Origin of the sequence: Vibrio splendidus, from assembly GCF_003345295.1 — a bacterium.
GTDB classification, from domain to species: Bacteria; Pseudomonadota; Gammaproteobacteria; order Enterobacterales; family Vibrionaceae; genus Vibrio; species Vibrio splendidus_K.
The window spans coordinates 3,027,165-3,053,984 of the sequence record NZ_CP031055.1 but is presented as its reverse complement, the minus strand read 5'-3'; the positions used below and the strand labels follow the sequence as shown (position 1 = coordinate 3,053,984).

Below are 26,820 nucleotides of genomic sequence, written 5' to 3'. Positions count from 1 at the left end.
AGGTTAAACTATCGCCTCTAATCAAAGAGGTGATCGTGAAGCTATTTAATCCCCAAACTATTTTTCAAACGCTATCCAATCAGGCGATGCACAAAAAAGTGCTATTACTCGCGATCCCGATGGTTCTCTCTAATATTACGGTTCCACTGCTGGGCTTAGTTGATGCTGCAGTTATCGGTCACCTAGAGCATTCTTGGTATTTAGGTGGTGTGGCCTTAGGCGGCACCATGATCAGTGTGACCTTCTGGTTGCTTGGTTTCCTGCGTATGTCAACGACTGGATTGGCCGCGCAATCTTATGGTGCGAATGATGGTAAGCAGCTTGGTTTAGTCTTTGTGCAAGGCGTGACTATGGCCTTAGGGTTTGCTGGTGTCTTTTTGCTTTTACACAGCTTTGTTGCGGATGCGGTTTTCTCATTGAGCAGTGCCAGCGAGCAAGTCAAACATTATGGCCTGCAGTACTTCTCTATCCGTGCCTGGAGTGCACCTGCTGCGCTAACTAACTTTGTGCTGTTAGGTTGGTTGCTCGGAACCCAAAATGCCAAAGCGCCAATGTGGATGGTGATTATCACTAATATCACCAACATCGTTTTGGATATCGTTTTTGTGATTGGCCTTGGATGGCAAGTTGAAGGTGCGGCATTGGCATCGGTAATTGCGGACTATGCGGGTCTAACGTTTGGCTTAATTTGTGTTTATCGAATCTGGATGAAGAGGCAACTGCCATCTCCATGGGAGTTGCTTAAGAAAACCAGCCAAGGTTTGAGTCGTTTCGTAAAACTGAATCGCGATATCTTTCTGCGCTCGCTTTGTCTGCAAGCGACTTTCACTTTTATGACGTTCCAAGGTGCAAGTTTTGGTGATGATGTGGTGGCGGCTAATGCGGTATTGATGAGCTTCTTGATGATCATTTCTTATGGGATGGATGGTTTTGCTTATGCAATGGAAGCTATGGTCGGAAAGGCGATTGGCGCGAAAGATAAAGAAGAGTTAAATCAGTCTTTGATTGGCACTTTCTTCTGGAGCTTCAATATTTGTTTGGTACTGACCATAGCGTTCGCGATTGCTGGGTCTAGTTTGATTAATATGATTACTACAATTCCAGAGGTTAAGAGTCAGGCTGAGGTGTATCTGCCATGGCTGATTGCGATGCCGCTCGTTTCTATGTGGTGCTTCTTGCTAGACGGTATTTTCGTGGGCGCTACCAAAGGCAAGGATATGCGCAACAGTATGTTTGTGGCCACCTGCAGTTTCTTTGCGATTTTCTACTTAGCATCAGGTTTAGAGAACCATGCACTGTGGCTAGCAATGTTGAGCTTTATGGCAATGCGCGGCATTGGTCTTGGTGTTCTATTTATCTCTCAGTGGAAGAAAGGTGAGTTTCTCGCTTAGCTTAGATTAGATAGCTTAGTTCAGGGAGCGAAAAAGAGAAGCTGTGCAGGTAAAGTGGCATTTAGAACATCATGATCTAATTACCGGTATGACTATATAATTCAGTAGTTTAAATAAAAACAGCAAGCTCATAGCTTGCTGTTTATATATTTGGCCTACAGGTGGTCAAATAGTCCTATTGGTCCTTTGTTTAGAACAAACGGTTAAGTCCGTTCAGCGCTGCGACGCGATACGCTTCGGCCATTGTTGGATAGTTGAAGGTAGTATTCACAAAGTACTCGATGGTATTGGCTTCGCCTTTCTGTTCCATGATCGCCTGACCGATGTGGATGATCTCAGCAGCACGCTCACCAAAAACGTGGATACCTAAAATCTCTTTAGTTTCACGATGGAAAAGTATCTTCAAGCTACCAATATCTTTACCTGCGATTTGAGCACGAGCTAAGTGTTTGAATGAAGATCGTCCCACTTCATAAGGTACTTTAGCCGCAGTAAGCTCTTGTTCTGTTTTACCGACAGAGCTGATCTCAGGAATGGTATAGATACCTGTTGGGATGTCTTCGATAAGGTGTCGTTCTGCTTCACCTTTCACCACGGCTTGGGCCACGAATCGACCTTGGTCATAAGCAGCACTTGCTAGGCTAGGATAACCAATCACATCACCAACAGCGTAAACATGTTCAACACTGGTTTGGTAGTTGCTGTTGACTGATACTTGTCCTCGAGAGTCCGCTTCTAAGCCAACGGCACCAAGATTCAGCTTGTCAGTATTACCCGTTCGGCCATTGGCATACAGTAGACAGTCGGCACGCATTTTCTTACCAGACTCTAAGTGAATGATTACACCGTCGTCAGTACCTTCAATTTTCTCAAAGGTTTCATCGTTGCGAATAACAACGCCGCTGTTCCAGAAGTGATAAGACAGAGCATCCGAGGTTTCATTGTCTAAGAATGACAACAGGCGATCGCGAGTATTAATAAGATCGGTTTTAACGCCTAAACCACGGAAGATTGAAGCGTATTCACAACCAATAACGCCAGCCCCATAGATGATGATGTGTTGAGGGTCGTGTTTAAGAGAAAGAATCGAGTCGCTGTCGTAGATACGTTCATGCAGAAAGTCGACGTTGTCTGGTTGATAAGGACGAGAACCTGTTGCGATAACAAATTTGTCTGCGCTGTAATGTTCTTCAGTACCATCGCTCTGCATGACAGAGATAGTGTTAGTATCGATAAAACGCGCAGTACCAAACACCAATGTGCACTGGTTACGGTCGTAGAAGCCTTGACGCAATCGAGTCTGTTTGTCGATGACTGATTTAGCATGACCCAGAATGTTGGAGAAGGTTGAGTGAATGCTTTTATTGTTCTGACAAAACAGCGGGTTGCTATTGAATTCAATGATGCGGCTTACTGCATGACGCAGTGCTTTTGAAGGAATCGTTCCCCAGTGGGTGCAACCACCACCAACGCTGCTCTCTTTTTCAATGATTGCAACGTTCAACCCGGCTTTGGTTAATCCCATCGCTGCCCCTTCTCCTCCGGGGCCACTACCAATTACGATTACATCAAAGTGGTTGGAGTGCGGCATAGATATCTTCCTTGTTATATTTGATTAACATTGCTTTAGCGAGATTTTAACTGATTCTGTTCTTGGGTACATGAAAAGGGCATCAGAGAGTCGGTGGGATCACGCAGTGTTATCGAAAAAATAATATTTGGTATGTTGTATGTCTCCAAATGACAGTGTGGATATTGAAATTTTTTCTTCGAACGTATTTACTTCGGTACGTGAACAAAGAGGTGTGTTTAGTGTCTTATATAACCAGAGTGCCTTATATAAATATGTGATTCGCGTTATATTGAACAGAGTATTAGGCATGCCTGTTTTGGCTGTAAAAGAAGAGTTTGATAAAGTATGAAACCAATGGGCATTCGCGCGCAGCAAAAAGAAAAAACTCGTCGTAGCTTAATCGACGCAGCATTTAGCCAGCTCAGTGCCGATCGTAGCTTTTCCAACCTAAGCTTGAGAGAAGTTGCTCGTGAGGCTGGAATAGCGCCGACTTCCTTTTATCGTCATTTCAAAGACATGGATGAGCTTGGCTTAACCATGGTTGATGAAGGTGGCTTACTGTTGCGTCAGCTAATGCGTCAAGCTAGGCAACGCATAGTAAAAGAAGGTAGTGTGATTCGTACCTCGGTTGAAACCTTTATGGAATTCATTGAAAGCAGCCCAAACGTATTCAGACTGTTATTGCGAGAGCGCTCAGGAACCTCTTTTGAGTTTCGTGCTGCGGTAGCTCGTGAGATACAGCACTTCTCTGCTGAGTTAACCGAATATTTGATAACGACTGGCATGACACGAGATGAAGCTTTTACTCAAGCTGAAGCCTCCGTCATTTTGGTCTTCAACTCAGGGGCAGAAGCATTAGATTTAGATCGACGTCAGCGAGATGAATTGGCTGATCGCTTGATCATGCAATTGCGAATGATGGCCAAAGGTGCTTTTTGGTATCGTAAAGAACGTGAACGTAACCGATTAAAAGGCGGGATTGAATAATGTCGAATGAAAATAATACTGTAAACCGTGGTTCTGAAAGAAAGACACTCGTACTTGCTGTTGTTGCAGGTGTGTGTGGTGATGCACTGTTATCTTGGGTAACAATGAGCGAAGTGGGCTTCTCTATTTTCCCATTGATTGCTTTAGTTTTGGCTGTACAAGCGCTTTACCAAGAATACCTAACGAATCCAGTATCTGAAGATATTCCATTAGTGGGTTTAGCTTGTTTCTTTGTAGGTGCATTTGGCCATTCGGCTTTTGTGAAAGCACAACACCCTGATGCAGGATCAAACTTCTTTGCGATTATTGTCGCGATGCTGCTACTCGCTTGGGTAGGTAAGAAGCTAGGCTTTATCGGTAAAACCGCTTAAACCAACGTCAACGTATAAATAAAAAAACGAGCCAATTGGCTCGTTTTTTGTATCTGCTGTTTAGCTTCGACTTCGACCTCGACCTAGATAGCGAGACTTACGCTTTACGCTCTAGGAATACACCGGCTTCCATGTGGTGCGTATAAGGGAACTGATCAAATAGAGCAAAACGAGTGATGTCGTGTGTTTCGCTTAGAATGTCTAGGTTCTCTTTCAATGTCTCAGGGTTACAAGAGATGTACATGATGCGCTCGTAGCCTTGAACCATCTTACAAGTATCAACGTCCATACCTGAACGCGGTGGATCAACAAAGATAGTGTTGCAGTTGTAGCTCTTCAGATCGATGTTTGCTTGTTGTAGGCGGCGGAATTCACGCTTACCTTCCATTGCTACGGTAAAATCTTCCGCAGACATACGGATAATCTGAACATTATCAATCTTGTTCGCCGCAATGTTGTATTGAGCAGACTCAACAGATGGCTTCGCTAGCTCAGTTGCAAGTACACGCTCAAAGTTTTGTGCCAGAGCTAATGAGAAGTTACCGTTGCCACAGTAAAGCTCTAACAAGTCACCTTTGCTGCCTTGAGTGCAGTCGACAGCCCATTCCAGCATTTTCTCTGCTACTTTGCCGTTTGGTTGAGTAAAGCTGTTCTCTACTTGCTGGTATATATAGCTATCACCATTCACATCTAGCTTTTCAATTACGTAGTCGCGATCAAGGACGATTTTCATCTTACGCGCACGGCCAATCAGGTTTAGGTTAAAACCTTCATCATTCAATTGCTGCTTCAGTGCTTTAGCATCTTGAATCCATTGCTCACCCAATTGACGGTGGTAAAGCAGTGATACCAAAATCTCACCACTCAACGTAGAAAGAAAATCTACTTGGAATAGCTTATGGCGTAGAGAGTGGTTGTCTTTCATTGCATCTGTTAGTAGAGGCATTAAATCGTTGATAAGGCGGCTAGCTGCTGGGAACTGGTCTACACGGTATTTTTCTTTGGTCTCTTGATTGAACATGACGTAATACATATCGTCACCTTCATGCCACACGCGAAATTCAGCACGCATGCGGTAGTGTTGTTCTGGAGATTCATACACTTCCAACTCAGGCACATCGTATTGTGAGAACATTTCAGTAAGACGCTCAGTCTTTTCTGCTAGTTGTTCTTGGTAGCGTTGCGGGTTTACATCTAAATTCGCCATTGTTATGCCTTTTTGCTGTCGTGCTTTTAAATCAAGAGCGCAGATTTTATTCAATCACAGGCGCTTGTCCAGTGTTGAGAGCTATTCAATGTAAATCGAGCATGAAAACTATAGCTTATAACTATCTTAGACTAGACAAATGATTCATAGGTTAATACTATCTCCCGCAAGCTGGTGCCATTTGGATGTATAGATGGCTGAAGAGGGAATCTGGTGTAAATCCAGAACTGACGCGCAGCGGTAAGAGAGAACGAGTATTCAAAGACACTGCAAATAGCTTTTTGTGGGAAGTCGAATATGAGGTAAACCATAAGGTTGTGCTCTTGAGTCCGAATACCTGCCAGCGGCTAAGCCATACAATGTGGCTTGGTAGGACTTTACGCGATTTAGGATCACAACATGAACAAATCCCTTTTAGCGGTTGCTGTAGCATCGCTACTTTCACCTATCTCCAATTTACACGCCCAAGAAGCATCTACTGACGAAACCATGGTGGTTACGGCTAACCGTTTTGAGCAAGTTGACGGTGCTGTATTAGCTCAAACTGTTGTCGTTACCAAAGAAGATATCTCAAAACTTCAAGCAAATAGCCTTATTGAAGTTTTTCGAACGTTGCCAAGCGTTGAAGTTGCTCAATATGGTGGTCGTGGGCAAACAGCCTCGTTCTATGTGCGAGGAGGTAGTTCTTCTCAAGTACTAGTTCTAATGGATGGTACCCGCTTACCAAGAGCTATGATGGGCGGTGTTGATTTTAACTCTTTGCCAGTTAACTCAATTGAAAGAATTGAATTCATTCGTGGTGCTCGTGCCTCTATCTATGGTTCAGAAGCTATTTCTGGTGTCATCAATATTATTACCAGAGCAGATGTGAATGAAGATGCCGTTAAAGTGTATGGCGGGTATGGTACAAACAATCATTATGTAACCTCTTTAGCTGCTCTGCATAAGATTGATGACAGCCAACATATTAAAGCTGTTATTGGTTATGAAAAAGATGATGGGTTTAATGTTAAGCCGATTGAGGGTATCAACGATGGTGATGAACACGGTTTTGAGTCATACAATGTAAATATCGGCTACCAAAATCAGCTAACTAAGACAGTTAATGCTTTTGTTAATGTCGTGGCTTACGACAATGAAGGTGAGTACGACAATAGTTCGACCGCTTCTCCTTGGGGGCCAGCTCGACATGAAGAAAAAGTTGGCCGAACTGAATTTCGTTCAATCAATACAAATTTGGCTTATAACGAAGATAACCTCACTTCAACCTTAGATCTTACTTATGCAGAGCAAGACAACTACGATTATATTGTAGGTAAGAGTAAGAAGAGTGGCGGTATCACATCGATTAACCAAATCAATGCTGCTTGGTTGAATTCATACCGAGTAAACGAGCAGTTGGCTTTGGGTGGTGGTTTAGATTATCGACGTGAAGAGTTAGATGAAGGATATACAGGTTCTAGTTACTACAAACCTGAAGAAAACCCTCGTGAAAACTATGGTGTGAGTGTTATTAGTCAATACACCATAGATAGCTGGACACTTGAAGCAAGTGCTCGAAACGATGAGAACAGCCAATATGGAAACAACACGACATGGCAAGCAGCGGCGGGTTGGACATTCCTTGATAATTATGAGCTTAAAGCAAGCCATGGCACAGCCTTCAGAGCACCTACCTTTTTGGACCTCTATTATCCGGGCTTTGAAGCACCTAATCTCAAAGCAGAAGATTCTCAAAATACAGAGCTAACGCTAGAAGGTTCACATTCTTATCTAGATTGGTCGATTACTGGTTTCATCAACAAGATTGATAACATGTTGATGTGGCAAGGCTCAGGCATGACTAATATTGGAGAGGCTGAAATCAAAGGCGTTGAACTGGGCTTAGGTTTTGACACCTCAATTGTTACACATCAGTTCTACTTAGACTGGAAAGATCCAGTAGACAAATCTAATGGCAAAGAACAACAGTTAGCATACCGTTCCAAACAAGGTGCTAAGTGGAATGCTTTTGCTGAATTTGGTGATTGGATCTTAGGCTCTCAGTACCTTTATCAAGGCGAGCGCTTTAACGGGACGACACGATTGGCAAGTTACAGCCTTTGGAACTTTACTGCTGAGTACGCAGTTTCGGCAGATCTAAAGGTGAAAGGAAAACTGAGTAACGCATTCGATAAAGACTATGAAATGTATAGCGGTTACGCGACGCCTGGTCGTGAATACTTTATATCAGCTTCTTACCAATTCTAATTTACACCTAAACCGCCTCCGGGCGGTTTTTTCTTATTGGGTATATCAATGAAAAAGAAAGTCGTCATGAGTTGGTCGTCAGGTAAAGACTCGACATTAACGCTAGAGCGTCTACTTGAAAGCTCCGAATATGAAGTTGTCGCTCTATACACGACATATGTTGGAGATGAAGTTCCTTTCCAAGTGACTCCCATTGATGTGGTTGCCATGCAGGCGCAATTAGTCGGTTTGCCACTCATCACGATTGAGCTCCCGGAAGTGTTTCCTAGTAATGAGATTTATCAAAGTACCATTGTCTCCGCACTTAAAGGTTCTGGCTTATCAATCGATGCGGTCGCGTTTGGAGACATGTTTTGTAATGGCATTGCCGATTATCGAAGAAGCTATATAGAACCTGCGGGGTGGGAGTGTGTGTTTCCCTTAATGGGAGAGAGCAGTCAGGCACTTGCGAGTGAAATAATAGACAGAGGAATTGAAACCTTTCTCGTCACGGTCGATAGCGATGCATTAGACATGAGCTATTGCGGGAAAAAATACACGCTTGAACTAATAGACAGTTTACCGAGTCGTGTCGATCCATGTGGCGAAGATGGTGAGTTCCATACCTTAGTGATGTCAGCGCCATGCTTTAAAGGTAAGCTCAAGATAGATCTAGAAAATGTAGAGCAAGGTGAGCGCTTTGTTCATCAACGTTATCAAGCTTGCATTATATAGAGTGAGGATTGGCGAAAACTAAGCGAAGGAGTATCATTGCAGCGAAACTTATTATAGGTAATCGTTGTGTCGGATAGTCTACAAAAAAATATATTGGTCTTTGATTCTGGAGTGGGTGGCCTATCTGTATATAAGGAGATAAGCCAGTTACTACCGAATCATAACTATACTTATGTATTCGATAACGAGGCTTACCCATACGGTGAACTCGATCAACAAGTTCTTGTCCGCAGAGTCCAAAGTATCGTCGCTAGCTTTGTGGCTAGCCACGCTATTGATATCGTAGTAATAGCCTGCAATACCGCAAGTACGATTGTCTTACCTACACTGCGTGCTAATAATCTAATCCCAATTGTTGGCGTTGTTCCGGCAATCAAACCTGCATCCCTACTTGCCAATAAAGCGGTGGGTCTGATTGCTACTCCCGCAACGATTACTCGTGAATACACACACGAGCTCATCAAAAACTTCTCGAGTAATAAAAGAGTCGAACTGTTAGGTTCTACTCGGCTGGTGGATATGGCCGAAGACAAACTCAGGGGGGAGACGATTGACCTTGAAGAGCTGCAACTCATCCTTCAACCGATGATCAATACAATTGATGTGGCCGTTTTAGGATGCACACATTTCCCGCTGATAAAATCAGAGATTCAACAAGTCTTAGGTAAGAGTGTTTTATTGGTTGATTCCGGTAAAGCGATTGCGAAGCGAGTTCAAGATTTATTGGATTTGGAAAGTGGTAATAGAGAAGGAGGAGTGCGCGAGGTTTTTTGTAGTGCACTTCCTAAGAAAGAAAGTGCACTAAATAGCATGTTAAAGCAGTTAGGATTTAGCTCAGTTCAGCTTCGTCCGTTTCTGGATGTTTAGGATCATTTGCAACTCGCACTTTTAAAGTTCGTTGCATGTAATCTTTATCGTTGAGTTCTGAAATAGCATGATTCACATCATTGCTAGCCATTACGACAAATCCAAAGCCTCTTCTTTTACCAGTACGTTTGTCTTTCATTAAGCGTACTGCAAATACTTCACCATACTCTGAGAATAATTCACGTACGTGTGATTCATTCGCTTTGTATGGAAGGTTACCTACATAAAGTGTTTTTGTTGATGCCTTAGGTTCTGAATCTGATTTTGAGTCGGTGCTTGAAAAGTTAACAACAAAAGCGGAAGCCAAGACACCAAGGATAAAGGTAATTGCAGGCGATATATCTACCTGAGAGAAAACAATGCCACCTAGAACAGCTAGTGCGACAATTAACAACATCGATTTTTTTGAGTTCATATCGGAATACTACATATTAATAAACGAAATAGACGCATCTACTCTTAACAAAATAGATACATGAATCTTACGTTCATGGTTTCCATTTTGCCAATGTATTGCTGTGATACGTCTCAAATGTTTAGTTTTTATTCGAAAAATGCGGATCTGGTGGCTTTTTAGGCGAACAAAAATTTTATTCAAAAAAGCCCTTGTGCTCTATGTCGATCTCTCTATAATGCCGCCTCACCGACACGGAGTGAGACGAAAGTCACACAGTGAAATCGGTAGAGAAAAAGGAGTTAAAAATAATCCTTGACTCTCTAAGTGGTGCAGGTATAGTACGCACCCCTAGCGACTGAGATGTAAATCACAAAACGCTAGCGCTCTTTAACAATTTAAACCTATCAATCTGTGTGGGCACTCGTTGATGAATATCAAAACGTTTTATCCTTTGGATAAAACAGTTACTTCGGTAACAAACTTGATTTCAATGAACTGAGTGACCAATACAAAGTTAAGTTTACTTAATTTTGGCACAGTCAATTCATTACCATTCTGTTGGAATGGTAATAGCTTTAGAATTACATGTTCATGTTTACATGAATATTAGTTTTGAAGTCAGTATTCGTTGAGTCACAAAATCTTAAATTGAAGAGTTTGATCATGGCTCAGATTGAACGCTGGCGGCAGGCCTAACACATGCAAGTCGAGCGGAAACGACACTAACAATCCTTCGGGTGCGTTAATGGGCGTCGAGCGGCGGACGGGTGAGTAATGCCTAGGAAATTGCCTTGATGTGGGGGATAACCATTGGAAACGATGGCTAATACCGCATAATGCCTACGGGCCAAAGAGGGGGACCTTCGGGCCTCTCGCGTCAAGATATGCCTAGGTGGGATTAGCTAGTTGGTGAGGTAATGGCTCACCAAGGCGACGATCCCTAGCTGGTCTGAGAGGATGATCAGCCACACTGGAACTGAGACACGGTCCAGACTCCTACGGGAGGCAGCAGTGGGGAATATTGCACAATGGGCGAAAGCCTGATGCAGCCATGCCGCGTGTATGAAGAAGGCCTTCGGGTTGTAAAGTACTTTCAGTTGTGAGGAAGGGTGTGTAGTTAATAGCTGCATATCTTGACGTTAGCAACAGAAGAAGCACCGGCTAACTCCGTGCCAGCAGCCGCGGTAATACGGAGGGTGCGAGCGTTAATCGGAATTACTGGGCGTAAAGCGCATGCAGGTGGTTCATTAAGTCAGATGTGAAAGCCCGGGGCTCAACCTCGGAACTGCATTTGAAACTGGTGAACTAGAGTGCTGTAGAGGGGGGTAGAATTTCAGGTGTAGCGGTGAAATGCGTAGAGATCTGAAGGAATACCAGTGGCGAAGGCGGCCCCCTGGACAGACACTGACACTCAGATGCGAAAGCGTGGGGAGCAAACAGGATTAGATACCCTGGTAGTCCACGCCGTAAACGATGTCTACTTGGAGGTTGTGGCCTTGAGCCGTGGCTTTCGGAGCTAACGCGTTAAGTAGACCGCCTGGGGAGTACGGTCGCAAGATTAAAACTCAAATGAATTGACGGGGGCCCGCACAAGCGGTGGAGCATGTGGTTTAATTCGATGCAACGCGAAGAACCTTACCTACTCTTGACATCCAGAGAAGCCAGCGGAGACGCAGGTGTGCCTTCGGGAGCTCTGAGACAGGTGCTGCATGGCTGTCGTCAGCTCGTGTTGTGAAATGTTGGGTTAAGTCCCGCAACGAGCGCAACCCTTATCCTTGTTTGCCAGCGAGTAATGTCGGGAACTCCAGGGAGACTGCCGGTGATAAACCGGAGGAAGGTGGGGACGACGTCAAGTCATCATGGCCCTTACGAGTAGGGCTACACACGTGCTACAATGGCGCATACAGAGGGCAGCAAGCTAGCGATAGTGAGCGAATCCCAAAAAGTGCGTCGTAGTCCGGATTGGAGTCTGCAACTCGACTCCATGAAGTCGGAATCGCTAGTAATCGTGAATCAGAATGTCACGGTGAATACGTTCCCGGGCCTTGTACACACCGCCCGTCACACCATGGGAGTGGGCTGCAAAAGAAGTGGGTAGTTTAACCTTTCGGGGAGGACGCTCACCACTTTGTGGTTCATGACTGGGGTGAAGTCGTAACAAGGTAGCCCTAGGGGAACCTGGGGCTGGATCACCTCCTTATACGAAGATACTTACGATGAGTGTCCACACAGATTGATGGTTTAGATTTAGTTAAAGCCAGAGCTTTAATTAATAACGTAAGTTATTGATTAAAGCTTTTTGCTTTATGCTCTTTAACAATTTGGAAAGCTGACTGATTGATTACTTACGAGTAATTCAATCAAATTTAAAAGTTCTCAATGTTTATCTTTCATTAGATAAACACAACAAACACATTCAAGTGTCTTGTATTCGAATCAAACTAAAGTTTGATTCACAATTGAGTCCGGCAAACAGTTATCAAGAATTAACCCTTCTTGATGACAACCAAAAACCTTGGTTAGTTGCCATACGCTAAGACCCTTTCGGGTTGTATGGTTAAGTGACTAAGCGTACACGGTGGATGCCTTGGCAGTCAGAGGCGATGAAAGGCGTAATAACTTGCGATAAGCCCAGATTAGGTAGTAATAACCTTTTGAGTCTGGGATTCCTGAATGGGGAAACCCACTTGCATAAGCAAGTATCCTGTTGTGAATACATAGCAACAGGAGGCAAACCGGGGGAACTGAAACATCTAAGTACCCCGAGGAAGAGAAATCAACCGAGATTCCGAAAGTAGCGGCGAGCGAAATTGGATTAGCCCTTAAGCTTTTAATGAGACAGACGAAGGCTCTGGAAAGTGCCGCAGTAAAGGGTGATAGCCCCGTAGTCGACATCTCATAATCAGTGAAAACGAGTAGGGCGGGACACGTGATATCCTGTCTGAATATGGGGGGACCATCCTCCAAGGCTAAATACTACTGACTGACCGATAGTGAACCAGTACCGTGAGGGAAAGGCGAAAAGAACCCCTGTGAGGGGAGTGAAATAGAACCTGAAACCGTGTACGTACAAGCAGTAGGAGCACCTTCGTGGTGTGACTGCGTACCTTTTGTATAATGGGTCAGCGACTTAATTTTAGTAGCAAGGTTAACCGTTTAGGGGAGCCGTAGGGAAACCGAGTCTTAACTGGGCGTACAGTTGCTAGGATTAGACCCGAAACCAGGTGATCTAGCCATGGGCAGGTTGAAGGTTGAGTAACATCAACTGGAGGACCGAACCGACTAATGTTGAAAAATTAGCGGATGACTTGTGGCTAGGGGTGAAAGGCCAATCAAACCTGGAGATAGCTGGTTCTCCCCGAAAGCTATTTAGGTAGCGCCTCGGACGAATACTACTGGGGGTAGAGCACTGTTAAGGCTAGGGGGTCATCCCGACTTACCAACCCTTTGCAAACTCCGAATACCAGTAAGTACTATCCGGGAGACACACGGCGGGTGCTAACGTCCGTCGTGGAGAGGGAAACAACCCAGACCGCCAGCTAAGGTCCCAAAGTATAGCTAAGTGGGAAACGATGTGGGAAGGCTCAGACAGCCAGGATGTTGGCTTAGAAGCAGCCATCATTTAAAGAAAGCGTAATAGCTCACTGGTCGAGTCGGCCTGCGCGGAAGATGTAACGGGGCTAAGCTATACACCGAAGCTGCGGCTACGTACCTTAGGGTATGTGGGGTAGGGGAGCGTTCTGTAAGCCGTTGAAGGTGGTCTGTAAGGGCTGCTGGAGGTATCAGAAGTGCGAATGCTGACATGAGTAACGATAAAGGGAGTGAAAAACTCCCTCGCCGGAAGACCAAGGGTTCCTGTCCAACGTTAATCGGGGCAGGGTAAGTCGACTCCTAAGGCGAGGCCGAAAGGCGTAGTCGATGGGAAACGGGTTAATATTCCCGTACTTCTTACAATTGCGATGGGGGGACGGAGAAGGCTAGGTGGGCCTGGCGACGGTTGTCCAGGTTCAAGTATGTAGGCGGAAAGTTTAGGTAAATCCGGACTTTCATTAACGCTGAGATACGATGTCGAGCTACTACGGTAGTGAAGTCATTGATGCCATGCTTCCAGGAAAAGCCTCTAAGCTTCAGATTGTAAGGAATCGTACCCCAAACCGACACAGGTGGTCGGGTAGAGAATACCAAGGCGCTTGAGAGAACTCGGGTGAAGGAACTAGGCAAAATGGTACCGTAACTTCGGGAGAAGGTACGCTCTTATCAGTGAAGTCCCTTGCGGATGGAGCAGACGAGAGTCGCAGATACCAGGTGGCTGCAACTGTTTATTAAAAACACAGCACTGTGCAAAATCGTAAGATGACGTATACGGTGTGACGCCTGCCCGGTGCCGGAAGGTTAATTGATGGGGTTAGACTTCGGTCGAAGCTCTTGATCGAAGCCCCGGTAAACGGCGGCCGTAACTATAACGGTCCTAAGGTAGCGAAATTCCTTGTCGGGTAAGTTCCGACCTGCACGAATGGCGTAATGATGGCCACGCTGTCTCCACCCGAGACTCAGTGAAATTGAAATCGCTGTGAAGATGCAGTGTACCCGCGGCTAGACGGAAAGACCCCGTGAACCTTTACTACAGCTTGGCACTGAACATTGAACCTACATGTGTAGGATAGGTGGGAGACTATGAAATTGCGTCGCTAGATGTGATGGAGTCGTCCTTGAAATACCACCCTTGTAGTTTTGATGTTCTAACGTTGGTCCCTGAATCGGGATTACGGACAGTGCCTGGTGGGTAGTTTGACTGGGGCGGTCTCCTCCCAAAGAGTAACGGAGGAGCACGAAGGTGGGCTAAACACGGTTGGACATCGTGTGGTTAGTGCAATGGCATAAGCCCGCTTGACTGCGAGAATGACAATTCGAGCAGGTGCGAAAGCAGGTCATAGTGATCCGGTGGTTCTGAATGGAAGGGCCATCGCTCAACGGATAAAAGGTACTCCGGGGATAACAGGCTGATACCGCCCAAGAGTTCATATCGACGGCGGTGTTTGGCACCTCGATGTCGGCTCATCACATCCTGGGGCTGAAGTCGGTCCCAAGGGTATGGCTGTTCGCCATTTAAAGTGGTACGCGAGCTGGGTTTAGAACGTCGTGAGACAGTTCGGTCCCTATCTGCCGTGGGCGTTGGAAAATTGAAAGGGGCTGCTCCTAGTACGAGAGGACCGGAGTGGACGAACCTCTGGTGTTCGGGTTGTCATGCCAATGGCATTGCCCGGTAGCTAAGTTCGGAATCGATAACCGCTGAAAGCATCTAAGCGGGAAGCGAGCCTTGAGATGAGTTTTCCCTGGCACTATAAGTGTCCTAAAGGGTTGTCGTAGACTACGACGTTGATAGGCAGGGTGTGTAAGTGCTGCGAGGCATTGAGCTAACCTGTACTAATTGCCCGTGAGGCTTAACCATACAACACCCAAGGGGTTTTGTGGACTCAAAGACAGACCTTGAATGCGTTTGAAGAGAAATAACTTTTAGATAAGCTTTCCGAATTTTAAAATTTGCTTGGCGACCATAGCATTGTGGACCCACCTGATTCCATGCCGAACTCAGAAGTGAAACACAATAGCGCCGATGGTAGTGTGGGGCTTCCCCATGTGAGAGTAGGACATCGCCAGGCTTTAATTTCGACTTTGTCTATTTAATAGACAAGTCACCATAGAGTTCTAAGTTTTCTTAGAGTTTTATGTTGACTTTCAAAGTGGAAAGCGTATTATACGCGTCCTGCTTACGTGCTAAGGCACTGAAAGCAAAGCTCTTTAACAATTTAAACCTATCAATCTGTGTGGGCACTCGTTGATGAATATCAAAACGTTTTATCCTTTGGATAAAACAGTTACTTCGGTAACAAACTTGATTTCAATGAACTGAGTGACCAATACAAAGTTAAGTTTACTTAATTTTGGCACAGTCAATTCATTACCATTCTGTTGGAATGGTAATAGCTTTAGAATTACATGTTCATGTTTACATGAATATTAGTTTTGAAGTCAGTATTCGTTGAGTCACAAAATCTTAAATTGAAGAGTTTGATCATGGCTCAGATTGAACGCTGGCGGCAGGCCTAACACATGCAAGTCGAGCGGAAACGACACTAACAATCCTTCGGGTGCGTTAATGGGCGTCGAGCGGCGGACGGGTGAGTAATGCCTAGGAAATTGCCTTGATGTGGGGGATAACCATTGGAAACGATGGCTAATACCGCATAATGCCTACGGGCCAAAGAGGGGGACCTTCGGGCCTCTCGCGTCAAGATATGCCTAGGTGGGATTAGCTAGTTGGTGAGGTAATGGCTCACCAAGGCGACGATCCCTAGCTGGTCTGAGAGGATGATCAGCCACACTGGAACTGAGACACGGTCCAGACTCCTACGGGAGGCAGCAGTGGGGAATATTGCACAATGGGCGAAAGCCTGATGCAGCCATGCCGCGTGTATGAAGAAGGCCTTCGGGTTGTAAAGTACTTTCAGTTGTGAGGAAGGGTGTGTAGTTAATAGCTGCATATCTTGACGTTAGCAACAGAAGAAGCACCGGCTAACTCCGTGCCAGCAGCCGCGGTAATACGGAGGGTGCGAGCGTTAATCGGAATTACTGGGCGTAAAGCGCATGCAGGTGGTTCATTAAGTCAGATGTGAAAGCCCGGGGCTCAACCTCGGAACTGCATTTGAAACTGGTGAACTAGAGTGCTGTAGAGGGGGGTAGAATTTCAGGTGTAGCGGTGAAATGCGTAGAGATCTGAAGGAATACCAGTGGCGAAGGCGGCCCCCTGGACAGACACTGACACTCAGATGCGAAAGCGTGGGGAGCAAACAGGATTAGATACCCTGGTAGTCCACGCCGTAAACGATGTCTACTTGGAGGTTGTGGCCTTGAGCCGTGGCTTTCGGAGCTAACGCGTTAAGTAGACCGCCTGGGGAGTACGGTCGCAAGATTAAAACTCAAATGAATTGACGGGGGCCCGCACAAGCGGTGGAGCATGTGGTTTAATTCGATGCAACGCGAAGAACCTTACCTACTCTTGACATCCAGAGAAGCCAGCGGAGACGCAGGTGTGCCTTCGGGAGCTCTGAGACAGGTGCTGCATGGCTGTCGTCAGCTCGTGTTGTGAAATGTTGGGTTAAGTCCCGCAACGAGCGCAACCCTTATCCTTGTTTGCCAGCGAGTAATGTCGGGAACTCCAGGGAGACTGCCGGTGATAAACCGGAGGAAGGTGGGGACGACGTCAAGTCATCATGGCCCTTACGAGTAGGGCTACACACGTGCTACAATGGCGCATACAGAGGGCAGCAAGCTAGCGATAGTGAGCGAATCCCAAAAAGTGCGTCGTAGTCCGGATTGGAGTCTGCAACTCGACTCCATGAAGTCGGAATCGCTAGTAATCGTGAATCAGAATGTCACGGTGAATACGTTCCCGGGCCTTGTACACACCGCCCGTCACACCATGGGAGTGGGCTGCAAAAGAAGTGGGTAGTTTAACCTTTCGGGGAGGACGCTCACCACTTTGTGGTTCATGACTGGGGTGAAGTCGTAACAAGGTAGCCCTAGGGGAACCTGGGGCTGGATCACCTCCTTATACGAAGATACTTACGATGAGTGTCCACACAGATTGATGGTTTAGATTTAGTTAAAGCCAGAGCTTTAATTAATAACGTAAGTTATTGATTAAAGCTTTTTGCTTTATGCTCTTTAACAATTTGGAAAGCTGACTGATTGATTACTTACGAGTAATTCAATCAAATTTAAAAGTTCTCAATGTTTATCTTTCATTAGATAAACACAACAAACACATTCAAGTGTCTTGTATTCGAATCAAACTAAAGTTTGATTCACAATTGAGTCCGGCAAACAGTTATCAAGAATTAACCCTTCTTGATGACAACCAAAAACCTTGGTTAGTTGCCATACGCTAAGACCCTTTCGGGTTGTATGGTTAAGTGACTAAGCGTACACGGTGGATGCCTTGGCAGTCAGAGGCGATGAAAGGCGTAATAACTTGCGATAAGCCCAGATTAGGTAGTAATAACCTTTTGAGTCTGGGATTCCTGAATGGGGAAACCCACTTGCATAAGCAAGTATCCTGTTGTGAATACATAGCAACAGGAGGCAAACCGGGGGAACTGAAACATCTAAGTACCCCGAGGAAGAGAAATCAACCGAGATTCCGAAAGTAGCGGCGAGCGAAATTGGATTAGCCCTTAAGCTTTTAATGAGACAGACGAAGGCTCTGGAAAGTGCCGCAGTAAAGGGTGATAGCCCCGTAGTCGACATCTCATAATCAGTGAAAACGAGTAGGGCGGGACACGTGATATCCTGTCTGAATATGGGGGGACCATCCTCCAAGGCTAAATACTACTGACTGACCGATAGTGAACCAGTACCGTGAGGGAAAGGCGAAAAGAACCCCTGTGAGGGGAGTGAAATAGAACCTGAAACCGTGTACGTACAAGCAGTAGGAGCACCTTCGTGGTGTGACTGCGTACCTTTTGTATAATGGGTCAGCGACTTAATTTTAGTAGCAAGGTTAACCGTTTAGGGGAGCCGTAGGGAAACCGAGTCTTAACTGGGCGTACAGTTGCTAGGATTAGACCCGAAACCAGGTGATCTAGCCATGGGCAGGTTGAAGGTTGAGTAACATCAACTGGAGGACCGAACCGACTAATGTTGAAAAATTAGCGGATGACTTGTGGCTAGGGGTGAAAGGCCAATCAAACCTGGAGATAGCTGGTTCTCCCCGAAAGCTATTTAGGTAGCGCCTCGGACGAATACTACTGGGGGTAGAGCACTGTTAAGGCTAGGGGGTCATCCCGACTTACCAACCCTTTGCAAACTCCGAATACCAGTAAGTACTATCCGGGAGACACACGGCGGGTGCTAACGTCCGTCGTGGAGAGGGAAACAACCCAGACCGCCAGCTAAGGTCCCAAAGTATAGCTAAGTGGGAAACGATGTGGGAAGGCTCAGACAGCCAGGATGTTGGCTTAGAAGCAGCCATCATTTAAAGAAAGCGTAATAGCTCACTGGTCGAGTCGGCCTGCGCGGAAGATGTAACGGGGCTAAGCTATACACCGAAGCTGCGGCTACGTACCTTAGGGTATGTGGGGTAGGGGAGCGTTCTGTAAGCCGTTGAAGGTGGTCTGTAAGGGCTGCTGGAGGTATCAGAAGTGCGAATGCTGACATGAGTAACGATAAAGGGAGTGAAAAACTCCCTCGCCGGAAGACCAAGGGTTCCTGTCCAACGTTAATCGGGGCAGGGTAAGTCGACTCCTAAGGCAAGGCCGAAAGGCGTAGTCGATGGGAAACGGGTTAATATTCCCGTACTTCTTACAATTGCGATGGGGGGACGGAGAAGGCTAGGTGGGCCTGGCGACGGTTGTCCAGGTTCAAGTATGTAGGCGGAAAGTTTAGGTAAATCCGGACTTTCTTAACGCTGAGATACGATGTCGAGCTACTACGGTAGTGAAGTCATTGATGCCATGCTTCCAGGAAAAGCCTCTAAGCTTCAGATTGTAAGGAATCGTACCCCAAACCGACACAGGTGGTCGGGTAGAGAATACCAAGGCGCTTGAGAGAACTCGGGTGAAGGAACTAGGCAAAATGGTACCGTAACTTCGGGAGAAGGTACGCTCTTATCAGTGAAGTCCCTTGCGGATGGAGCAGACGAGAGTCGCAGATACCAGGTGGCTGCAACTGTTTATTAAAAACACAGCACTGTGCAAAATCGTAAGATGACGTATACGGTGTGACGCCTGCCCGGTGCCGGAAGGTTAATTGATGGGGTTAGACTTCGGTCGAAGCTCTTGATCGAAGCCCCGGTAAACGGCGGCCGTAACTATAACGGTCCTAAGGTAGCGAAATTCCTTGTCGGGTAAGTTCCGACCTGCACGAATGGCGTAATGATGGCCACGCTGTCTCCACCCGAGACTCAGTGAAATTGAAATCGCTGTGAAGATGCAGTGTACCCGCGGCTAGACGGAAAGACCCCGTGAACCTTTACTACAGCTTGGCACTGAACATTGAACCTACATGTGTAGGATAGGTGGGAGACTATGAAATTGCGTCGCTAGATGTGATGGAGTCGTCCTTGAAATACCACCCTTGTAGTTTTGATGTTCTAACGTTGGTCCCTGAATCGGGATTACGGACAGTGCCTGGTGGGTAGTTTGACTGGGGCGGTCTCCTCCCAAAGAGTAACGGAGGAGCACGAAGGTGGGCTAAACACGGTTGGACATCGTGTGGTTAGTGCAATGGCATAAGCCCGCTTGACTGCGAGAATGACAATTCGAGCAGGTGCGAAAGCAGGTCATAGTGATCCGGTGGTTCTGAATGGAAGGGCCATCGCTCAACGGATAAAAGGTACTCCGGGGATAACAGGCTGATACCGCCCAAGAGTTCATATCGACGGCGGTGTTTGGCACCTCGATGTCGGCTCATCACATCCTGGGGCTGAAGTCGGTCCCAAGGGTATGGCTGTTCGCCATTTAAAGTGGTACGCGAGCTGGGTTTAGAACGTCGTGAGACAGTTCGGTCCCTATCTGCCGTGGGCGTTGGAAAATTGAAAGGGGCTGCTCCTAGTACGAGAGGACCGGAGTGGACGAACCTCTGGTGTTCGGGTTGTCATGCCAATGGCATTGCCCGGTAGCTAAGTTCGGAATCGATAACCGCTGAAAGCATCTAAGCGGGAAGCGAGCCTTGAGATGAGTTTTCCCTGGCACTATAAGTGTCCTAAAGGGTTGTCGTAGACTACGACGTTGATAGGCAGGGTGTGTAAGTGCTGCGAGGCATTGAGCTAACCTGTACTAATTGCCCGTGAGGCTTAACCATACAACACCCAAGGGGTTTTGTGGACTCAGAAGTACCAGACCTTGAATGCGTTTGAAGAGAAATAACTTTTAAATAAGCTTTCCGAATTTTAAAATTTGCTTGGCGACCATAGCATTGTGGACCCACCTGATTCCATGCCGAACTCAGAAGTGAAACACAATAGCGCCGATGGTAGTGTGGGGTTTCCCCATGTGAGAGTAGGACATCGCCAGGCTTTAATTTCGACTTTGTCTATTTAATAGACAAGTCACCATAGAGTTCTAAGTTTCTTAGAGTTTTATGTTGACTTTCAAAGTGGAAAGCGTATTATACGCGTCCTGCTTACGTGCTAAGGCACTGAAAGCGTTCTCTTTTTAGAGAACACGCTCTTTAACAATTTAAACCTATCAATCTGTGTGGGCACTCGTTGATGAATATCAAAACGTTTTATCCTTTGGATAAAACAGTTACTTCGGTAACAAACTTGATTTCAATGAACTGAGTGACCAATACAAAGTTAAGTTTACTTAATTTTGGCACAGTCAATTCATTACCATTCTGTTGGAATGGTAATAGCTTTAGAATTACATGTTCATGTTTACATGAATATTAGTTTTGAAGTCAGTATTCGTTGAGTCACAAAATCTTAAATTGAAGAGTTTGATCATGGCTCAGATTGAACGCTGGCGGCAGGCCTAACACATGCAAGTCGAGCGGAAACGACACTAACAATCCTTCGGGTGCGTTAATGGGCGTCGAGCGGCGGACGGGTGAGTAATGCCTAGGAAATTGCCTTGATGTGGGGGATAACCATTGGAAACGATGGCTAATACCGCATAATGCCTACGGGCCAAAGAGGGGGACCTTCGGGCCTCTCGCGTCAAGATATGCCTAGGTGGGATTAGCTAGTTGGTGAGGTAATGGCTCACCAAGGCGACGATCCCTAGCTGGTCTGAGAGGATGATCAGCCACACTGGAACTGAGACACGGTCCAGACTCCTACGGGAGGCAGCAGTGGGGAATATTGCACAATGGGCGAAAGCCTGATGCAGCCATGCCGCGTGTATGAAGAAGGCCTTCGGGTTGTAAAGTACTTTCAGTTGTGAGGAAGGGTGTGTAGTTAATAGCTGCATATCTTGACGTTAGCAACAGAAGAAGCACCGGCTAACTCCGTGCCAGCAGCCGCGGTAATACGGAGGGTGCGAGCGTTAATCGGAATTACTGGGCGTAAAGCGCATGCAGGTGGTTCATTAAGTCAGATGTGAAAGCCCGGGGCTCAACCTCGGAACTGCATTTGAAACTGGTGAACTAGAGTGCTGTAGAGGGGGGTAGAATTTCAGGTGTAGCGGTGAAATGCGTAGAGATCTGAAGGAATACCAGTGGCGAAGGCGGCCCCCTGGACAGACACTGACACTCAGATGCGAAAGCGTGGGGAGCAAACAGGATTAGATACCCTGGTAGTCCACGCCGTAAACGATGTCTACTTGGAGGTTGTGGCCTTGAGCCGTGGCTTTCGGAGCTAACGCGTTAAGTAGACCGCCTGGGGAGTACGGTCGCAAGATTAAAACTCAAATGAATTGACGGGGGCCCGCACAAGCGGTGGAGCATGTGGTTTAATTCGATGCAACGCGAAGAACCTTACCTACTCTTGACATCCAGAGAAGCCAGCGGAGACGCAGGTGTGCCTTCGGGAGCTCTGAGACAGGTGCTGCATGGCTGTCGTCAGCTCGTGTTGTGAAATGTTGGGTTAAGTCCCGCAACGAGCGCAACCCTTATCCTTGTTTGCCAGCGAGTAATGTCGGGAACTCCAGGGAGACTGCCGGTGATAAACCGGAGGAAGGTGGGGACGACGTCAAGTCATCATGGCCCTTACGAGTAGGGCTACACACGTGCTACAATGGCGCATACAGAGGGCAGCAAGCTAGCGATAGTGAGCGAATCCCAAAAAGTGCGTCGTAGTCCGGATTGGAGTCTGCAACTCGACTCCATGAAGTCGGAATCGCTAGTAATCGTGAATCAGAATGTCACGGTGAATACGTTCCCGGGCCTTGTACACACCGCCCGTCACACCATGGGAGTGGGCTGCAAAAGAAGTGGGTAGTTTAACCTTTCGGGGAGGACGCTCACCACTTTGTGGTTCATGACTGGGGTGAAGTCGTAACAAGGTAGCCCTAGGGGAACCTGGGGCTGGATCACCTCCTTATACGAAGATAGTCACGATGAGTGTCCACACAGATTGATTAGGTTTAGAAAGTAAAAGAGACGATATTGGGTCTGTAGCTCAGCTGGTTAGAGCGCTCGCCTGATAAGCGGGAGGTCGGTGGTTCGAGTCCACTCAGACCCACCAATATCGACTAGATACAAAGATGGGGCTATAGCTCAGCTGGGAGAGCGCCTGCCTTGCACGCAGGAGGTCTGCGGTTCGATCCCGCATAGCTCCACCATCTTTAAGTGTTTTTATCTGAAAATATTTAAAAATGGTTTCGAAAGAAATCTAGCTCTTTAACAATTTGGAAAGCTGACTGATTGATTACTTACGAGTAATTCAATCAAATTTAAAAGTTCTCAATGTTTATCTTTCATTAGATAAACACAACAAACACATTCAAGTGTCTTGTATTCGAATCAAACTAAAGTTTGATTCACAATTGAGTCCGGCAAACAGTTATCAAGAATTAACCCTTCTTGATGACAACCAAAAACCTTGGTTAGTTGCCATACGCTAAGACCCTTTCGGGTTGTATGGTTAAGTGACTAAGCGTACACGGTGGATGCCTTGGCAGTCAGAGGCGATGAAAGGCGTAATAACTTGCGATAAGCCCAGATTAGGTAGTAATAACCTTTTGAGTCTGGGATTCCTGAATGGGGAAACCCACTTGCATAAGCAAGTATCCTGTTGTGAATACATAGCAACAGGAGGCAAACCGGGGGAACTGAAACATCTAAGTACCCCGAGGAAGAGAAATCAACCGAGATTCCGAAAGTAGCGGCGAGCGAAATTGGATTAGCCCTTAAGCTTTTAATGATGCAGGTGAAGAGTCTGGAAAGTCTCGCAATAAAGGGTGATAGCCCCGTAACCGACACATCATAATCAGTGAAAACGAGTAGGGCGGGACACGTGATATCCTGTCTGAATATGGGGGGACCATCCTCCAAGGCTAAATACTACTGACTGACCGATAGTGAACCAGTACCGTGAGGGAAAGGCGAAAAGAACCCCTGTGAGGGGAGTGAAATAGAACCTGAAACCGTGTACGTACAAGCAGTAGGAGCACCTTCGTGGTGTGACTGCGTACCTTTTGTATAATGGGTCAGCGACTTAATTTTAGTAGCAAGGTTAACCGTTTAGGGGAGCCGTAGGGAAACCGAGTCTTAACTGGGCGTACAGTTGCTAGGATTAGACCCGAAACCAGGTGATCTAGCCATGGGCAGGTTGAAGGTTGAGTAACATCAACTGGAGGACCGAACCGACTAATGTTGAAAAATTAGCGGATGACTTGTGGCTAGGGGTGAAAGGCCAATCAAACCTGGAGATAGCTGGTTCTCCCCGAAAGCTATTTAGGTAGCGCCTCGGACGAATACTACTGGGGGTAGAGCACTGTTAAGGCTAGGGGGTCATCCCGACTTACCAACCCTTTGCAAACTCCGAATACCAGTAAGTACTATCCGGGAGACACACGGCGGGTGCTAACGTCCGTCGTGGAGAGGGAAACAACCCAGACCGCCAGCTAAGGTCCCAAAGTATAGCTAAGTGGGAAACGATGTGGGAAGGCTCAGACAGCCAGGATGTTGGCTTAGAAGCAGCCATCATTTAAAGAAAGCGTAATAGCTCACTGGTCGAGTCGGCCTGCGCGGAAGATGTAACGGGGCTAAGCTATACACCGAAGCTGCGGCTACGTACCTTAGGGTATGTGGGGTAGGGGAGCGTTCTGTAAGCCGTTGAAGGTGTGCTGTAAGGCATGCTGGAGGTATCAGAAGTGCGAATGCTGACATGAGTAACGATAAAGGGAGTGAAAAACTCCCTCGCCGGAAGACCAAGGGTTCCTGTCCAACGTTAATCGGGGCAGGGTAAGTCGACTCCTAAGGCGAGGCCGAAAGGCGTAGTCGATGGGAAACGGGTTAATATTCCCGTACTTCTTACAATTGCGATGGGGGGACGGAGAAGGCTAGGTGGGCCTGGCGACGGTTGTCCAGGTTCAAGTATGTAGGCGGAAAGTTTAGGTAAATCCGGACTTTCATTAACGCTGAGATACGATGTCGAGCTACTACGGTAGTGAAGTCATTGATGCCATGCTTCCAGGAAAAGCCTCTAAGCTTCAGATTGTAAGGAATCGTACCCCAAACCGACACAGGTGGTCGGGTAGAGAATACCAAGGCGCTTGAGAGAACTCGGGTGAAGGAACTAGGCAAAATGGTACCGTAACTTCGGGAGAAGGTACGCTCTTATCAGTGAAGTCCCTTGCGGATGGAGCAGACGAGAGTCGCAGATACCAGGTGGCTGCAACTGTTTATTAAAAACACAGCACTGTGCAAAATCGTAAGATGACGTATACGGTGTGACGCCTGCCCGGTGCCGGAAGGTTAATTGATGGGGTTAGACTTCGGTCGAAGCTCTTGATCGAAGCCCCGGTAAACGGCGGCCGTAACTATAACGGTCCTAAGGTAGCGAAATTCCTTGTCGGGTAAGTTCCGACCTGCACGAATGGCGTAATGATGGCCACGCTGTCTCCACCCGAGACTCAGTGAAATTGAAATCGCTGTGAAGATGCAGTGTACCCGCGGCTAGACGGAAAGACCCCGTGAACCTTTACTACAGCTTGGCACTGAACATTGAACCTACATGTGTAGGATAGGTGGGAGACTATGAAACCGCGTCGCTAGATGTGGTGGAGTCGTCCTTGAAATACCACCCTTGTAGTTTTGATGTTCTAACGTTGGTCCCTGAATCGGGATTACGGACAGTGCCTGGTGGGTAGTTTGACTGGGGCGGTCTCCTCCCAAAGAGTAACGGAGGAGCACGAAGGTGGGCTAAACACGGTTGGACATCGTGTGGTTAGTGCAATGGCATAAGCCCGCTTGACTGCGAGAATGACAATTCGAGCAGGTGCGAAAGCAGGTCATAGTGATCCGGTGGTTCTGAATGGAAGGGCCATCGCTCAACGGATAAAAGGTACTCCGGGGATAACAGGCTGATACCGCCCAAGAGTTCATATCGACGGCGGTGTTTGGCACCTCGATGTCGGCTCATCACATCCTGGGGCTGAAGTCGGTCCCAAGGGTATGGCTGTTCGCCATTTAAAGTGGTACGCGAGCTGGGTTTAGAACGTCGTGAGACAGTTCGGTCCCTATCTGCCGTGGGCGTTGGAAAATTGAAAGGGGCTGCTCCTAGTACGAGAGGACCGGAGTGGACGAACCTCTGGTGTTCGGGTTGTCATGCCAATGGCATTGCCCGGTAGCTAAGTTCGGAATCGATAACCGCTGAAAGCATCTAAGCGGGAAGCGAGCCTTGAGATGAGTTTTCCCTGGCACTATAAGTGTCCTAAAGGGTTGTCGTAGACTACGACGTTGATAGGCAGGGTGTGTAAGTGCTGCGAGGCATTGAGCTAACCTGTACTAATTGCCCGTGAGGCTTAACCATACAACACCCAAGGGGTTTTGTGGACTCAAAGACAGACCTTGAATGCGTTTGAAGAGAAATAACTTTTAGATAAGCTTTCCGAATTTTAAAATTTGCTTGGCGACCATAGCATTGTGGACCCACCTGATTCCATGCCGAACTCAGAAGTGAAACACAATAGCGCCGATGGTAGTGTGGGGTTTCCCCATGTGAGAGTAGGACATCGCCAGGCTTTAATTTCGACTTTGTCTATTTAATAGACAAGTCACCATAGAGTTCTAAGTTTTCTTAGAGTTTTATGTTGACTTTCAAAGTGGAAAGCGTATTATACGCGTCCTGCTTACGTGCTAAGGCACTGAAAGCAAAGCTCTTTAACAATTTAAACCTATCAATCTGTGTGGGCACTCGTTGATGAATATCAAAACGTTTTATCCTTTGGATAAAACAGTTACTTCGGTAACAAACTTGATTTCAATGAACTGAGTGACCAATACAAAGTTAAGTTTACTTAATTTTGGCACAGTCAATTCATTACCATTCTGTTGGAATGGTAATAGCTTTAGAATTACATGTTCATGTTTACATGAATATTAGTTTTGAAGTCAGT

10 protein-coding genes, 2 tRNA genes, 9 rRNA genes and 1 riboswitch are annotated in these 26,820 nt (G+C 46.6%); of the genes, 18 read left to right on the top strand and 3 right to left on the bottom strand.

Annotated features, from left to right (window positions below; translation table 11 throughout):
- The first annotated feature begins 35 nt into the window (after positions 1–35).
- Positions 36–1,391 (top strand): MATE family efflux transporter DinF, encoded by a 1,356-nt coding sequence (dinF, locus tag DUN60_RS13645; RefSeq protein ID WP_208638344.1) that lies wholly within the window; start codon positions 36–38, stop codon positions 1,389–1,391.
- A gap of 190 nt (positions 1,392–1,581) precedes the next feature.
- Here dinF and sthA read toward each other — a convergent pair whose 3' ends face one another.
- A complete protein-coding gene (sthA, locus tag DUN60_RS13640; RefSeq protein ID WP_004736699.1) occupies positions 1,582–2,982 on the bottom strand; it encodes a Si-specific NAD(P)(+) transhydrogenase in 1,401 nt (466 codons plus the stop codon).
- Positions 2,983–3,121: 139 nt separating this feature from the next.
- Here sthA and DUN60_RS13635 point away from each other — a divergent pair, with 139 nt between their 5' ends.
- Genes DUN60_RS13635 through DUN60_RS13625 form a run of 3 tightly spaced genes read left to right on the top strand, consistent with a single transcriptional unit; the run spans position 3,122 to position 4,322 of the window.
- Positions 3,122–3,313: a hypothetical protein gene (locus DUN60_RS13635; protein WP_004736698.1), complete on the top strand. Its 192-nt coding sequence runs from the start codon at positions 3,122–3,124 to the stop codon at positions 3,311–3,313.
- Positions 3,310–3,951, top strand: coding sequence for an HTH-type transcriptional repressor FabR (fabR, locus tag DUN60_RS13630; protein WP_004736697.1), 642 nt, complete (start codon positions 3,310–3,312; stop codon positions 3,949–3,951). Before DUN60_RS13635 ends, fabR begins: the two co-directional genes overlap by 4 nt.
- The gene (locus DUN60_RS13625) at positions 3,951–4,322 is read left to right on the top strand and encodes a YijD family membrane protein (RefSeq protein WP_004736696.1); all 372 of its coding nucleotides are present in this window, start codon (positions 3,951–3,953) and stop codon (positions 4,320–4,322) included. The genes fabR and DUN60_RS13625 overlap by 1 nt, the downstream gene beginning before the upstream one ends.
- Before the next feature lie 97 nt (positions 4,323–4,419).
- On the opposite strand, the gene trmA is transcribed toward DUN60_RS13625, so the two are convergent.
- The gene (gene trmA / locus DUN60_RS13620; RefSeq protein ID WP_102482035.1) at positions 4,420–5,529 is read right to left on the bottom strand and encodes a tRNA (uridine(54)-C5)-methyltransferase TrmA; all 1,110 of its coding nucleotides are present in this window, start codon (positions 5,527–5,529) and stop codon (positions 4,420–4,422) included.
- A gap of 155 nt (positions 5,530–5,684) precedes the next feature.
- A riboswitch (cobalamin riboswitch) is annotated at positions 5,685–5,888 on the top strand.
- 40 nt (positions 5,889–5,928) lie between these two features.
- On the opposite strand from trmA, the gene DUN60_RS13615 reads away from it, so the two are divergent.
- Genes DUN60_RS13615 through murI form a run of 3 tightly spaced genes read left to right on the top strand, consistent with a single transcriptional unit; the run spans position 5,929 to position 9,360 of the window.
- Positions 5,929–7,779, top strand: coding sequence for a TonB-dependent receptor domain-containing protein (locus tag DUN60_RS13615; protein ID WP_114634103.1), 1,851 nt, complete (start codon positions 5,929–5,931; stop codon positions 7,777–7,779).
- 48 nt (positions 7,780–7,827) lie between these two features.
- On the top strand, positions 7,828–8,493 hold the full coding sequence (locus DUN60_RS13610; RefSeq protein WP_114634102.1) for a Dph6-related ATP pyrophosphatase: 666 nt from the start codon (positions 7,828–7,830) through the stop codon (positions 8,491–8,493).
- Between the two features lie 60 nt (positions 8,494–8,553).
- Positions 8,554–9,360, top strand: coding sequence for a glutamate racemase (gene murI, locus DUN60_RS13605; RefSeq protein WP_114634101.1), 807 nt, complete (start codon positions 8,554–8,556; stop codon positions 9,358–9,360).
- Here the strand turns inward: murI and DUN60_RS13600 are convergent.
- Complete coding sequence (locus tag DUN60_RS13600; RefSeq protein WP_004736687.1) at positions 9,323–9,775, bottom strand: RNA recognition motif domain-containing protein; 453 nt, start codon at positions 9,773–9,775, stop codon at positions 9,323–9,325. The two genes, murI and DUN60_RS13600, sit on opposite strands and share 38 nt — an antisense overlap.
- A gap of 627 nt (positions 9,776–10,402) precedes the next feature.
- Here DUN60_RS13600 and DUN60_RS13595 point away from each other — a divergent pair.
- From DUN60_RS13595 to rrf (DUN60_RS13530), 11 genes are all read left to right on the top strand, one after another.
- Positions 10,403–11,957, top strand: a 16S ribosomal RNA gene (locus DUN60_RS13595).
- A 355-nt stretch (positions 11,958–12,312) separates the two neighbouring features.
- Positions 12,313–15,206, top strand: a 23S ribosomal RNA gene (locus DUN60_RS13585).
- A gap of 95 nt (positions 15,207–15,301) precedes the next feature.
- Positions 15,302–15,417, top strand: a 5S ribosomal RNA gene (gene rrf, locus DUN60_RS13580).
- 397 nt (positions 15,418–15,814) lie between these two features.
- Positions 15,815–17,369, top strand: a 16S ribosomal RNA gene (locus DUN60_RS13575).
- A 355-nt stretch (positions 17,370–17,724) separates the two neighbouring features.
- Positions 17,725–20,617: ribosomal RNA gene (locus tag DUN60_RS13565) — 23S ribosomal RNA — on the top strand.
- Positions 20,618–20,715: 98 nt separating this feature from the next.
- Positions 20,716–20,831, top strand: a 5S ribosomal RNA gene (rrf, locus tag DUN60_RS13560).
- A gap of 413 nt (positions 20,832–21,244) precedes the next feature.
- Positions 21,245–22,799: ribosomal RNA gene (locus DUN60_RS13555) — 16S ribosomal RNA — on the top strand.
- Between the two features lie 67 nt (positions 22,800–22,866).
- Positions 22,867–22,943 (top strand) — tRNA-Ile (locus DUN60_RS13550).
- A gap of 21 nt (positions 22,944–22,964) precedes the next feature.
- Positions 22,965–23,040: transfer RNA gene (locus tag DUN60_RS13545), tRNA-Ala, on the top strand.
- 300 nt (positions 23,041–23,340) lie between these two features.
- Positions 23,341–26,234 (top strand): 23S ribosomal RNA (locus DUN60_RS13535).
- Between the two features lie 95 nt (positions 26,235–26,329).
- Positions 26,330–26,445: ribosomal RNA gene (rrf, locus tag DUN60_RS13530) — 5S ribosomal RNA — on the top strand.
- Together the 16S, 23S and 5S rRNA genes with 2 tRNA genes alongside form the textbook arrangement of a ribosomal RNA operon.
- Positions 26,446–26,820 lie beyond the last annotated feature (375 nt).